The organism is Arthrobacter sp. Leaf69 (assembly GCF_001422645.1).
GTDB lineage: Bacteria > Actinomycetota > Actinomycetes > Actinomycetales > Micrococcaceae > Arthrobacter.
On the sequence record NZ_LMLR01000010.1, the window covers coordinates 717,558 to 730,665 of the forward strand.

8 protein-coding genes are annotated in these 13,108 nt (G+C 63.8%); 3 read left to right on the plus strand and 5 right to left on the minus strand.

The features are described 5' to 3' along the window. Positions 1–4,067: 4,067 nt before the first annotated feature. The 5 genes from trxA to ASE96_RS08645 form a co-directional block, all read right to left on the minus strand. Positions 4,068–4,394 (minus strand): thioredoxin, encoded by a 327-nt coding sequence (trxA, locus tag ASE96_RS08625; RefSeq protein WP_056428755.1) that lies wholly within the window; start codon positions 4,392–4,394, stop codon positions 4,068–4,070. 40 nt (positions 4,395–4,434) lie between these two features. Further along, positions 4,435–5,391, minus strand: a complete 957-nt coding sequence (trxB, locus tag ASE96_RS08630) for a thioredoxin-disulfide reductase (RefSeq protein WP_056428757.1) — start codon at positions 5,389–5,391, stop codon at positions 4,435–4,437. Between the two features lie 176 nt (positions 5,392–5,567). Then, positions 5,568–7,169: a hypothetical protein gene (locus ASE96_RS08635; RefSeq protein ID WP_056428760.1), complete on the minus strand. Its 1,602-nt coding sequence runs from the start codon at positions 7,167–7,169 to the stop codon at positions 5,568–5,570. A gap of 170 nt (positions 7,170–7,339) precedes the next feature. Beyond that, positions 7,340–9,388, minus strand: a complete 2,049-nt coding sequence (gene murJ / locus ASE96_RS08640; RefSeq protein WP_056428762.1) for a murein biosynthesis integral membrane protein MurJ — start codon at positions 9,386–9,388, stop codon at positions 7,340–7,342. A 68-nt stretch (positions 9,389–9,456) separates the two neighbouring features. After that, complete coding sequence (locus ASE96_RS08645; protein ID WP_395940335.1) at positions 9,457–10,005, minus strand: NUDIX hydrolase; 549 nt, start codon at positions 10,003–10,005, stop codon at positions 9,457–9,459. Positions 10,006–10,174: 169 nt separating this feature from the next. Here ASE96_RS08645 and ASE96_RS08650 point away from each other — a divergent pair, with 169 nt between their 5' ends. The 3 genes from ASE96_RS08650 to ASE96_RS19355 all read left to right on the plus strand — a co-directional run bounded on the left by ASE96_RS08650 (position 10,175) and on the right by ASE96_RS19355 (position 13,016). Beyond that, the gene (locus ASE96_RS08650) at positions 10,175–11,641 is read left to right on the plus strand and encodes a CCA tRNA nucleotidyltransferase (protein WP_056428768.1); all 1,467 of its coding nucleotides are present in this window, start codon (positions 10,175–10,177) and stop codon (positions 11,639–11,641) included. Next, positions 11,642–12,226 carry a histidine phosphatase family protein gene (locus tag ASE96_RS08655; protein WP_056428771.1) on the plus strand — a complete coding sequence of 195 codons (585 nt, stop codon included), beginning with the start codon at positions 11,642–11,644 and terminating at the stop codon, positions 12,224–12,226. It begins immediately after the preceding gene. Positions 12,227–12,875: 649 nt separating this feature from the next. Beyond that, on the plus strand, positions 12,876–13,016 hold the full coding sequence (locus tag ASE96_RS19355; RefSeq protein ID WP_186329155.1) for a hypothetical protein: 141 nt from the start codon (positions 12,876–12,878) through the stop codon (positions 13,014–13,016). Positions 13,017–13,108 lie beyond the last annotated feature (92 nt).

Sequence of the window (13,108 nt, forward strand, 5' to 3'; positions counted from 1 at the left end):
AGTGTGGCTACACGCGAACGCCAAGGGGCACGTTGTTGGTAGATGGTGGCGGTAAGGCGGCACGGCAGCCCCTCCGTGTGCTCGGCAATGGCGGGGAGACGTTGCGAGAGAGAGTCGATCCTGTAATCCCCTCCGCCCCAACTGCCGACGCTTTCGTCCTGGCAAACACGGCAAGTAGGGATCAGATTCTTCCTCGGAAACGACGGCACGTTGTGATGAGATCGACAAGGGCGCCTAGGCTCTGCGCCACGGAGACCGCCAGCAGAGTTCTTGCTCGTGGTGTGAACCTATGTGGCCGTGGATGTGAGAAGTGCCGGCCGTTCTCGGTCGACCAACCGGATGCCACTCCCCCGGAAGGCTCGTCGGGCCAGTCCCCCCGGGAGACTGATAAGGTCCAGCCATCAGAATCAAGCCAAGGATTTGCCGGACGGCGCACAGAGTTGGGACCCTGGGGATCAGACGAGTCTCCTTGGCAAGGCTGACAGAGTCGGGCCTTAGGAATCGTGCTGACTCCCTCGCAGGAGTCTGACCGAGTAGGGCTGTGGGATCAAGCGGAAAGCAGACGACGCTCCCCCGGAAAACTGGAAAAGATTGTCCGGTGAGTACGACTGCGGCGACCCGGTGGGCCGTCCCCCGAGGCTTGTGTGTTGCCCGGCTTGACGGGACCGTTTTGTAGTTGACGGGTCGCGGCGATTGCTTCCCTGGAGGTGTCGACAAGAGATTGGGTGCCGGGTCCCAACGCCTCCGAAGTTGCCTCCCGATTCGGGCCTGACCTGCATCGTTTGCGGGCTTGACCGGTCTTGTCCAATGGCACTCCCTAGGTGTCATAACCGAGCCCTGGGGCGTGGATATCCGGTGGATAGAGCGGTGGATATAGCTGTGGATAACTTTGTGGATTACTCCGACCGCCGGCCTGTCTCACCGCTGATTGCGTGTGGAAGGAAAGGCACGGAATCTGCAGGTGCGTCGGACCCCTCCGCCAAGGGCGGTCCCGTTTCACGTGAAACATCTCCGGCCATCTTCGAGTGAAGTGATTCACACCCGCCCGTGCTTTCTAATTCCCCCGTCCGGGGTTAATTTTCCGCTGAATCAGGCGGTTTATGGGCACATACGGGGATCCGCCCAGCGTCCCAGGCGGACGCTCTCGGCTGGGCAGTCCTCGATACTCCTCTCGGTGCAGACGAGACGGGGAACGCACCGTCGTTCCCGCAGCGGATAGACAGCCCCCACGGTTGTGAGAAATCCCTCAGCGCCTGTGGATAACTGTGTGAATAAGTTCTGTGGAGAACTTGGGGAGAAGAGCATCTTGTAACATCGAGTCAGGAGATTTCCTCGACCGGTCGGCGGCGATGCCAGCACGTGGATTCCTGGCAGCTGGGGGTCTGCGGCCGGAATGCCCCCCGGCCCACGGTGTCCTCTGATCTGCGCGGTGTGGCCCGGAACGTGGGTGCGCGGCCCGCTGCTCAAGATGCTTTGGGCATCGCGATTGGACCAGGACTGGGGCCGCCATTCACTGTGCCGGAGTGATGACATTGTCCAGTAGGCACGTGCTTCGTTGTGTGCTCACTCGGCGCACAACGGACGGTTCTTGTCCGGGTCGCTCATGTGGCGGGGTGATGTCCGGCCCATGAATGTGGAGACGCACGCTGCGCGTCGGCGCGTGCCTTTCCACGCTGACGCCTGGTTGGGTTCGGCATAGGGTCCAACAAGCAGAGGCGGGTCCATTGATGTACTAGACCCGTAGGTGCTTGTGTTTTCGACGGTGAAGCGAGTGAGCTCAGGTGCACTGCCCTCTCCCCTGACGGTGCCATGTCACCGGGATCGAACCACTCGCCAGCGCTGCACGGCTGGACCTGCCCGACAGGTGTTCCCACTCCGTTGGGGCTGGCGACAACGACCAGACAGGCCGAGAGAGGGGACCCAGACCTGTAGTGATCCACGGAGTTTCAAGCACCCCAGCAACAGGCGTATCGACGCCTGGTAGTGGCCCACTACTTCTCCTGGAGCATCCCTGGGGCGACCCTCGCCAGTAGGAGTCATCGCCCCGCTCCTTCTTCTCGGAGGGAGAGGATGCCGGCCGCGCGGAACGCGCGGCCGTGTCCGGACGTCAGGCTGGCGACAGGTGCCAGGCGGCGCCCGTTCCCGCAGTTGTTGGCCGGCAACCGATGGCATGTAACGGGATCTAAGAACGCCAATAGCGGCTGGTAACGACTGGCCAACGGTCCTGAATGGGCATAGTCGGCCACTTCGAAGCAGCAGTCCGGGAGGAGCCGTGGACATCGCGCGCGCAGCACTCAATCGGTCCGTGAGTGTTGGACAGCGACATGTCCTACCAACTGGCCGGGTTGTGTTTCACGTGAAACGCGAAGGCGTGCAGTATCCCGCTGGTACTGAGCGCCCGCATGGGAGGGGCTTCAACGTGTGACGGGTAGCTGCATAGCTATCCTGCATGCGCCTGCTCCCTGTGGGGCGCCCAAGCGACTGATAGCAGGCAGCGAATAATACCAAGGGTTCAGGAGCAGGGATCAGGGATCAGGAAATCAGGGAACCCAAACCTGGAACCGACGGAGCCCGAGGACAAGATCCCCCGAACCAGCAATCACGGAGTTCAGGAACCAGGAACCAAGGAATCCGGGCAGAGCGTTTCGAAGTCACAAAATTTGAGGAAGTGGACCGATGGAGGGCGAGCCCAAAGTCCACACCCGGCCATATCTGGGAGTTATGTATTACTTATTCGAATCCGCGTTCAGATTTCCGCCAGCGACACAACATGGACGGCAGCCGTGAGCCTGCAATGCTGTTTCACGTGAAACATGTCTGCCCTCTGTCATGCCCCCGTCCTCCGGACAAGCCAGTGGCAATGGCAGCAGCAGGCCGCACCCAGCGCTCTTGTTTTCGGCGAGATGGTTAAAGGCGGCTGGCAGTTGGCGGTGAAGGAGCACACGCTCCCCTCCTCATTTCCACGTATAACCGGAATATCTGCCCGATAGCCCCCCCTTGTCGGCCCATCATAGGGTTTCACGTGAAACATGTGACTGCACTCTATTCAAGTGATTTCCTGACGGTTACCCATGCTGGTGATGAGTGACCGTGGACGAGATGACGGATCACCGGGTCCGGTTGGGTGTCCCTGGAGGTGCATGCTCCCCGATACGTCTTAAGAGCTGCGGGTAGGGGCCGCCGGACAGTGTGCTGGCGCCAATACCCGTCCTCGACGCTACATTCACAGCCGACGTATCACTTTATGCCGTCAGATCGTCGCTGCGGGCCACATCGCTCTTGCGAGGGCTTGAGTGACGGCTGGACCAGGAGCGAGGCAGGTGCCGGTAGAGCAATCCGCGGGAGGCTGAAGAGATCCTCGCCAGTTTCTTGAAGAGTGCCATCCCCTTGGAGATCGTCCAGCCCCATCTGGGAGCTATTTCGTGAAAAGCTCGCAATTTTCTCTCGAATCTCCGTCTAACTTTGAATTGCATACGAAATCGGATTATGAGAATGCAAATCAGGAGTCTCGGACAGGCATGTCGCAGTATCGTGGCTCAGCAAGTGCACGCCAGAGAAAGCGTCCTCATGTTTCACGTGAAACACGGGCACACCCGCCGCAGAGTTCCACCGCTCGTTGTGGCACCCACCGCGCGTGTGAGGGAGCCGATACGTTCCACGTGGAATCGCGCACGTAGTCCGTCGAACGTGGGACGGTCAAATCCTCCAGGGTGCACCAGAGGCACTTCCGGCAATCGGCTAGTACGAAATGTCCGGAAGCCCCGATCGTTTCCCACTGGGGCCGCCGCCGCTCCCACCTAGCAGCGGGCCAGACGCCCTCCCCCGGAAGTCTGCAAGCGGGCTGCCCCGCGTGGGCAGAACGGCACGCTCAGGGATATCCAAAGCGTAATGCAATTCATCCCGATTGCTATCAACATAATAATCGCCGCCTAGGCGGATGTAGGGACAAAGTTGCCCCGCCCTTGGCCGAAAAGGATCCGCGACCCACAAAAAGGTGGCCCCGCTTCCTGGTCCGGAAGTAGGGCCACCTTAGGGTTTGGGCGGCGTCGCGCCGCCCGGAGGGAAACCTAGGACAAGACGTCCGCAAATTCCTTCTCGAAGAACTGCTTGGGGCGCGCCCCGATGACGGTGCCTGTCACTTCGCCGCCCTGGAACAGGTAGACCGCGGGGATGGACGTGATACCAAACTGGGCTGCGATTGCCGGGTTGTCGTCAACGTTTACCTTGACGACGTCCACCTTCTCGCTGTACTCAACGGAGATCTCGTCGAGGATGGGTCCGAGTTTGCGGCACGGTCCGCACCATTCGGCCCAGAAGTCCACAATGACCGGCTTGGCCGAAGCCAGTACGTCGGTGCTGAAACTAGCGTCAGTTACGTCTTTTGCGTTGCTCATAGCCCTGTCTCTCTCTTCGGTTGGTTGATGCTCGACGGATCTAGGCGTCGAAATCTGCGAGGTAGTGTTCGACGTCGAGGGCGGCCACGCAGCCGGAACCGGAGGCCGTGATGGCCTGGCGGTAGGTCGGGTCGATGACGTCGCCGGCGGCGAAAACGCCCTGGACGCTGGTCTTCGAGGTGCGTCCTTCGACGGCGATGGTTCCCTCCGGGGTCAGGTCCAGCTTCCCCTTGACGAGGTCCGTGCGGGGATCGTTCCCGATCGCAACAAACACGCCCGTGACGGCGAGTTCGGTCTCGGTGCCGTCCACAAGGTTCTTCAGCTGAAGTCCGGTGACCTTGTCCTGTCCCAGGACATCCTCGACGCCGGTGTTCCAGATGAAGCTGATCTTCTCGTGCGCAAGGGCGCGGTCGGCCATGATCTTGGACGCGCGGAGGGTGTCGCGGCGGTGGACGACGGTGACAGTCTTGGCGAACTTGGTGAGGAAGAGTGCTTCTTCCATTGCGGAGTCACCGCCGCCAATAACGGCGATGTCCTGATCCTTGAAGAAGAAACCGTCGCAAGTTGCACACCAGCTGACGCCGTGGCCGGAGAGTCGCTTCTCGTTGGGCAGGCCGAGCTCACGGTAGGCCGAACCGGTCGACAGAATGATGGACCGCGCCTGGAAGGTCTCCCCTGAGCCGATGGTCACGGTTTTGATGTCGCCGTCGAGATCCAGTTCGGTCACGTCCTCGAACTGGATTTCCGTGCCGAACCGGGCAGCCTGCTTCTCGAAGTTCTCCATCAGGTCCGGACCCATGATGCCGTCGGGGAATCCCGGGTAGTTCTCGACGTCGGTGGTGTTCATCAGTTCGCCGCCGGCGGTCACCGAGCCGGCCAGGAGCAGCGGCTTCAGGTTTGCGCGCGCCGTGTACACCGCGGCCGTGTAGCCCGCGGGGCCGGAGCCGACGATGATGACATCACGCACTTCGGACGCGGTGTTTTCTGCGTTGCTCACTGAACGGTGAACCTCTTCCTTTGTCGATGCGCCCGCCTGGGGTGGCCGGCCACATGGCACAACTACTACTGGGCGCTGAATATTCCGGTCTGACCGGGCACCACGGGACGGCGCCAAGACTCAGGGTACCGTCTTGGCGCCGGGGACCGCGGGGGTACTGGCTTGGTTACGGTCCCCTACTGGACCTTGATCTCGGCCAGGCGCAGGCCGAATCCGTAGCGCGTCTTCGGCGCCGCCAGCTTGGGCAGGGTCTTGATTGAGACGATGACGTACTGCGCTGTGACGGGTTCCTGCAGGGGCAGCGTGAGGTCCGGGGAGGTGAAGCTGTTGCTGCCCACCTGCTTGGCACCGTCCAAGGACGGGCGGTCGTTGGTGAAGACGCTGATGCTGCCGCCCGAGGCCCCCAACTGGCTGAGTGTCACCGAGGAAATCTTGGCAGGCTCTTTCAACTTGACGACGAGCGGAACACCATCGGGGGCGAATCCGCCCCAGCTGTCCGTGGCGAATTCCATGTCCGACCAGTAACTGGCGGCATTCCCGTCGAAGGTCTTGACCAGATCGCCGTCGTAGGTTCCGGCAAAGTCAAAGTCGCCCTGCCGCGTGACGCCCTCAATCGCGGGCGGAGCGGTGGCCGGCGCGGGGCTGCCGGTATCGGACGGCTCCGCCGAGGGTGTCGCGGGCGCGCTTGCGGAGGCAGTGGCGACGGCGTCGGGTTCCGGTGCGGACTTGAAGAGACTGCCGAGATTGGTAACAGCGAGAACCAGGCCGACCACCAGGACGGCCGCCAGAAGCCCGCCTACCAGCCAGCGCATGGACCGCGGCTCGCGCTGCGGCTCTTCATCGTTGCCGTAGTACTCGTCATCCTCTGCGGCTTCGCTGTTTCGGGCTGAGCCGGGGAAGTATCCCGGCGGCCGGTCCGCTGAACCGCTCGCGGCCATGGCGGCAGTCGCCGGGCCCGGGCGGGAGGTTTGCCGTTCGTCGGGGGCCGGCTGGTCGTAGTCGTCGTCGGACCACAGGGAAACCTTCGGCGTTTCGGCGGGAGCCGGTGGCTTGGAGTCAGGGGCAGCGGAGCGGGGCGCGCCTCCCTGCACGGGCTGGGGCGCCGTCGTGTGGGAAGCCGCTTCCTGCGGTGCCGTGTCGGGGGACGGGGCTTTCGCGGACGGCGCCGGCGCCGCGGCGGCACCACGGGCACCAGCAGCGGCGGCAGCTCCCGCCGCGCCAGCTGCTGCGGCACCTGCGGCCGGTGACGTTCCTGGACGCGAGGGCACGCGTGCCGGGGACGCGGGCGGAGCGGCCGGAGCGGCTCCGGATGCGGGGGCGCCCGGTTGGTTCTGCCCGTAGGTGATGTAGCCGGCGTCAACTTCTTCTTCGTCGTAGAGGCCGTCGTAGGTTTCGGGTTCGTGGGAACGCGGCTGGCCGAAGATTTCACTGCCAAGCGTGTCCGTAAAGAAGGGCTCCACGTAGGGCGGGTTGGAGGAGACAACCAGGTCCAGCAGGTCTGCGGCTGAGGTGTGGTTGGTGATGAGGTAGGTAGTGGCTTCGCTGACCCCAAGGTCGAGGATCTGCACGTTGCCGGGACGTTCGCCCGTGGCGACTTCCCGGGCGCTCTGGGCCACTTGATCCGCGTTGTCGGGCCCGGCCACGAGAATGCTCACCGCGCGGTTGAGCACCTGGTCCACACCGTCCAGCACCAGATCCTGGTCATGTGAGGTCAGTACAGTGGCAGTGACCTTGTAACGGCCACCTAGTACTGATCCGACATCGATCGGGTGGGACACGGGTTCCTCCTAGACTGTCCGGGAGTTGCCGAACTGATCACTTCATCAGTGACCGCGGGTCCCCCGGTAAGCCGGTGGACCCCTGGTCTGCAACTCCCCTTGTTAGTCTTCGATCCTAGCCGATGCAGTGTCCGCGCCGCGGAAGCACGGCGCTGCGACCCGACTGGTTACTATTTTTTCTTCTTGCCGCCGAACGGGAAATAAGGGTTGTGTCCCGCCGGTCCCTGGTAGGTCCGGCGTCCAGGCAGCGGGCTGTCCCCACGCCCCAAGCCGCCCTCCGCGGTGCTCGGCAAATCCTCGGCGGGAAGGTAACCGCCCTCCGGCCCGGCGCGTCCGGCGCGTTCGTCCTGTTCGCCAAGGTCAGGGCCGGCACGGAAGGATGCGGCGTCGAACTCCCCCGAAATTCTCGGAATAAGGCCGGTGTCCACCGAGACGGTGGCACGTTCCGGCCTGGTCCGCGTTGCGGCGGCGCCGTCCGGCAGGTCTTCGGCGCCGGGCTCGGCAGCCTGCCGGCGGCGCAGGCGGCCCAGCAGCGGCTGCAGCAGGTCGCTCAGCTCGGTCACGCGGAAGAGCTTCAGCAGGAGCAGGTAGGCCGCCAGCATGACGGGCCCGACGACGGCGATCGTCACCAGAGCGGCGATGGGGGTGCTCCAGGCGAAGCCATCCGGGCTGTAACTGCCCAGCAGCCACAAAGCCCCTGCCCCCGCCAGTGCGGAACCCAGCGCGGCGTAGCCCATCCTGATGTAGGAGTTGGCGATCCGCGGGCCGTCCAGATGGCCCAGGAGCCGGCGCAGGAAGACCGCGCTGACAATCACCGACAGGATGTTGCCGCCGGTGTAGAGGATGGCGATGGCGAAAATGATCTGATCGAACGGCAGGAACTGGATCGTGAAGGCGGCGACCACGTTCACGAGGGCCAGCACCAGCTGGATGAAGAACGGCGTCCGGGCGTCCTCGTTGGCGTAGAACACCCGGGACATCATGAAGTTGGCGCTCATGAAGGGCGTGCTCAGGGCCAGGATAGTGAGGGTTTGGGCCAGCATAACGCCGTCCTGTTTCACCCCGCCGGAGAAGAACATGCCCAGGGGCCCGGCCAGCGCGAAGAGCGCCAGCGCGCCGAAGACGGTGGCGACGGCCATGGTCCGCAGCCCGTGGGAGAGTGCGTTGCGCAGCGCCGCGCGGTCCCCGTCCTGCGAGGCCCGGGTCATCCGGTTGAACAGCACCGTGGCCAGCGAGAGCGCAATGATGGAGTGCGGGAGCAGGTAGAGCTGGCTGGCCACTTCCAGAACGGCGTTGCCCGGCATCGTGTCCGCGGCCGGGTCCCCTGCCTGTTCCAGGCGGAGGCGTTCCGCGCCCGGAATTGTGGCGATACGCATGACATAGAGGAACGCCAGCTGCCCGACGGCGGCCGTCGCCAGGGTCCAGACGCTCAGCCGGGCGGCATGTCCCAGGCCGACGCCGCGCCAGCCGAACCGCGGACGCAGGCCCAGGCGGAGCCTGAACACCGGGACCAGCAGGATGGCGGTCTGGGCGATCACACCGATGGTGGAGAACCCGGCCACCAGGAAGGTCTGGCTGGAGTCCCACGTGTCCAGCGTGTGCGGGTTGGCCACGTTGGCACCGAACATCCAGATGAACATGCCGAGGCCGGCGATCGCGACAATGTTGTTCAGGATTGGGGCCCACATCGCCGGCCCGAACGCGCCGTGGGCGTTGAGCACCTGGGTCAGCAGGGCGTACAGGCCGTAGAAGAAGATCTGCGGAAGGCACCAGAACGCGAAGGACACGGCGAGGGCCTTCTGCTGCGGCGAGTAACCCTGCGTCGTCAGCTCAATGACCCACGGCGCCAGCAGCGTCACCGCCAGTGTCAGGGCCAGCAGCACCAGCACCGCAAGCGTCAGCAGCCGGCTGATGTAGTCGGCGCCCTTGTCCGGAGCCTTGCTCGCCTTGATGATCTGGGGCACCAGGACGGCGTTGAAGACGCCTCCGGCCACCAGCAGGAAGATCAGGTTCGGCAGGTTGTTCGCGTTGATGAACGTGTCGTTGACGGTGGAGCCCAGGCCAAGGGCGGCCGCCAGCATCCAGGTCTTGGCGAAGCCCAGGAAACGCGAGACCAGCGTGCCGGCGGCCATGATGGCGCTGGAACGGACTTCTCCGGATTGGACAGCTTTGGAATCGGCGGTGCCGGAGTGTGCTGGGGTGGGTTTGGCAGATGACATCGTCTTCATCGTCTCACCCGGGCACGGCTTTAGGCGCTATCGGAGTCCGATAAGAGGCCTGCGTGGCCCTAGCGGTGCTCCGGCAGGACTTCCTTCGCGAGGTCCGCGATGCGGCGTTCGTTCGGGAAGGAAAGCTTCCGGGCCAGCTCATGGATGGGCACCCAGGCGACGTCCACGGCTTCCTTGTCGGGATCGTTCTCGATGGTCAGCTCCCCGCCCGTGGCCTGGAGGAGGTAGTGGTGGACGGTCTTGTGGACGCGGTGGCCGCTGACCGTGAACCAGTAGTCGATGCTTCCCAGCGGGGCGAGGATCTTGCCTTCGATGCCGGTTTCCTCGGCGATTTCCCGCACGGCGGCTTCCTCGTTGCTCTCTTTGCCTTCCGGATGCCCCTTCGGCAGGCACCATTCCAGCCGTCCGCCGCGATTAAGGCGGGCAATGATCGCAACCCGGAGCTCGGCGTCGGACGTGTCCACCACGACGCCGCCGGCGGAGACTTCCTCCACGGTGGGGAGGGAGGCCTGCCCGGAGTGCTGTACCGGCGCGACGTTGGCACCGATTGCCGATGGCAACGGTGCGTTTGTCCTCCTGCCGGGAGCGCTCGGTACGGGATGGGCCATGAAGTCCACTCTAACGACTCTTGTCCGCACTTGATGACCTAAACATGGCAGGAAAGTGGACGGCCGGGAAAGTGGATCGCCGGTTCCGTCCGCGCATTCGCTGCCGGTGGCGGACTTAGGGAGTATTCGGTGTGGTGCTGGCCGGGATTTCTGACAAGCTTAAGAAACTATGGCGCACGCACATCACAAGACTGACTCGCACACTGTTGATTTCCAGGTGGACCCTGTGGTCCTGGAGCTTGGGCAGCGGTTTGTTGACGCCGGCCACGAACTCTCCCTCGTGGGCGGACCGGTGCGCGATCTGTTCCTGGGCAGGACGTCTCCGGACCTGGACTTCACCACGGACGCCACACCGGACCAGACGGTTGCCCTCATCAAGAAGTGGGCTGACAACTATTGGGAAATCGGGCGCGCCTTTGGCACCATCGGGATGCGCAAGTCCGGCTTCCAGATCGAAATCACCACCTACCGCGCCGAGGCATACGATCCTGACTCCCGCAAACCCGTGGTGGCCTTCGGCAACTCGCTGACGGATGACTTGCTGCGCCGGGACTTCACCATCAACGCCATGGCCCTGCGGCTCCCCTCTTTGGAGCTGGTGGATCCGTTCGGCGGAGTCCGCGACCTGCACGCTTCCATCCTCGCCACCCCGGGCGCCCCGGAAGCATCCTTTTCCGACGACCCGCTGCGCATGATGCGGGCTGCCCGCTTCGCCGCGCAGCTGGGCATCACAGTGCACGAGGACGTCCGCGCCGCCATGTCCCGGATGGCGGAGCGGATCACCATGATCTCCGCGGAACGTGTCCGCGAGGAGCTGGTCAAGCTCATCTGCGCGGCGCATCCCCGGGCTGGCGTGGACCTGCTAGTGGACACCGGGCTGGCCGACTTCGTGCTGCCTGAAGTCTCCGCGCTGCGCCTCGAATCGGACGAACACCACCGCCACAAGGATGTGTACCAGCACTCACTCCAGGTCCTGGAGCAGGCCTCCGCCCTCGAATCGGATGCCGACGGCGCCGTGCCCGGCCCGGACTTTGTGCTGCGGTTCGCAGCGTTGATGCACGACGTCGGGAAGCCGGCCACGCGCCGCTTCGAACCGGGCGGCGCCGTGAGCTTCCGCCACCACGACATGGTCGGATCCAAACTGACGACTAAACGGATGAAGGCGCTGCGCTTCGACAACGACACCATCAAGGCCGTAGCAAAGCTGGTGGAGCTGCACATGCGCTTCTACGGCTACGGCGATGCGGGCTGGAGCGACTCCGCGGTCCGCCGCTATGTCACCGACGCGGGCCCCCTCCTGGAACGACTGCACCGGCTGACCCGCTCGGACGTGACCACCCGCAACCAGCGCAAGGCCGAGCGGCTCGCCTTCGCCTACGACGATCTTGAAGCCCGGATCGCGGCCTTGCGCGAGCAGGAATCCCTCGAAGCCGTTCGCCCCGACCTGGACGGCGGCCGCATCATGGAACTCCTGGGACTCAAACCCGGACCTGTCGTCGGGCGCGCCTACAAGTTCCTTCTGGAGGAACGGATGGAGCACGGCCCGCTGGACCCCGCCGCGGCCGAAGCCAAACTGCACGAATGGTGGGCGGCGCAGCCCGAATCCGCCGTCGCGCTCTCAACAGAGGAGTCCTAAGTGAGTGCACCTGTCAACGGCCCCCGTCCGCAGCTGTGGATCCTGCGGCACGGCGAAACCGAATGGTCCAAGAGCGGCCAGTACACCGGCCTCACCGACCTCCCGCTCACCGTAGAGGGCGAGCAGCAGTCCGTGGAGGCGCGCAAGGTGCTCGACGCCGTCGATTTTGACCTGGTGCTGACGTCGCCGCTGCGGCGTGCCCGCCGCACCGCGGAACTGGCTGGCTTCCCCGACGCCCAGCTGGAGCCACTCGCCGTTGAGTGGGACTACGGCGACTACGAGGGCATCAGCTCGGACCTGATCCGCAAGGACAACCCGGACTACCTGATCTGGACCCACGGCGTACCGAACGGCGAAGCCCTCGACGACGTCGCCGCGCGCGCGGACAAGATTGTGGCCCGTGTGCTCGAATCCGGCCTGGACAACGTGCTGATCGTTGCGCACGGCCACTTCTCCCGGATCCTCACCGCCCGGTGGCTGGGGCTCGATCCCCACGAGGGCCGGCATTTCATTCTGGGAACTGCGAAAGTGTGCACGCTCGGCTGGGATAAGAGGACCCCGGCAGTGGTCCGATGGGGCCTATAAATGCGGTTTAGAAAATAACTTCAAGAAAGTTTATGAATTCGGTAGTCAAGTACCGCCGACATAGGGTATTTTTATTTCTGACCCCAGAGCGTCCTGCCGGGGTCGAGGCGCGCGTCGCCCGGCCAGTCAGCCGGAGCTACGGCATAACAGAAAAGGAGGTTGGGAGAAATGATTACTTTGACTAGCGGATGGATGTACTTCGTCACCGCCACCCCGGCCTCTGTCGCTGAACCGCGCCCAAATTTCGGCCCGACTGCCTCCTGACCCCTTCCCCCCGCGGCCCGGTTTTGACCTAGGCCCGGAGCCAAGGCGATACCGGCACTTCTTCTTCCTGGGAGTGCCGTGACAGCGGACTGACCAGGCGGAACCACGCGGTTGCGCAGTATCCCCAAAGTTCGGAACCCAGCTTCCTGTTGGGGTTGCCGCACTCCCGCGTTCAGGGGCCAACTTTCCGCTTTTGCGTAACCATTAATTAGTGCCGGGTAATTCCCTGCCCAATTGCGGCCTTTTCATCCTCAATTCACAGAGGCCTTAATTGGCATGCCCAATTACTCCCCTTTCCGTCAACACCAAAGAGAGGTCCACCGTGACTATTGCCAGCTCCACACCCAGACCATGCAGCACGAAACCCCGGAGGGAGGTGACCACTATGAAGCAGAAACTCCAGTCGCTCCTGCGCCTGGGCAGCCAGCCGGCCCCGAGGCACACGGCGCTGTTCAACGGACAACTCCTGGACCAGAAACGCGAGGACGTCTACGTCGTTATGCACCAGATGGGCCTCATCCGCTGAGGCAGTCCCGGCCACCGAAGGAAAACTGATGACTGACCTCGGAACTGATCCGCAAGGAGCCCACGCGGCGACGCGTGGGCTCCCCTCTTTAA

What these genes read in the sequence shown, in the direction of transcription:
- ASE96_RS08645 (WP_395940335.1), bottom strand. Translation starts at nt 10,005, where the DNA reads ATGGCCCATCCCGTACCGAGCGCTCCCGGCAGGAGGACAAACGCACCG.
- ASE96_RS19355 (WP_186329155.1), top strand. Translation starts at nt 12,876, where the DNA reads ATGAAGCAGAAACTCCAGTCGCTCCTGCGCCTGGGCAGCCAGCCGGCC.
- ASE96_RS08650 (WP_056428768.1), top strand. Translation starts at nt 10,175, where the DNA reads ATGGCGCACGCACATCACAAGACTGACTCGCACACTGTTGATTTCCAG.
- trxA (WP_056428755.1), bottom strand. Translation starts at nt 4,394, where the DNA reads ATGAGCAACGCAAAAGACGTAACTGACGCTAGTTTCAGCACCGACGTA.
- murJ (WP_056428762.1), bottom strand. Translation starts at nt 9,388, where the DNA reads ATGTCATCTGCCAAACCCACCCCAGCACACTCCGGCACCGCCGATTCC.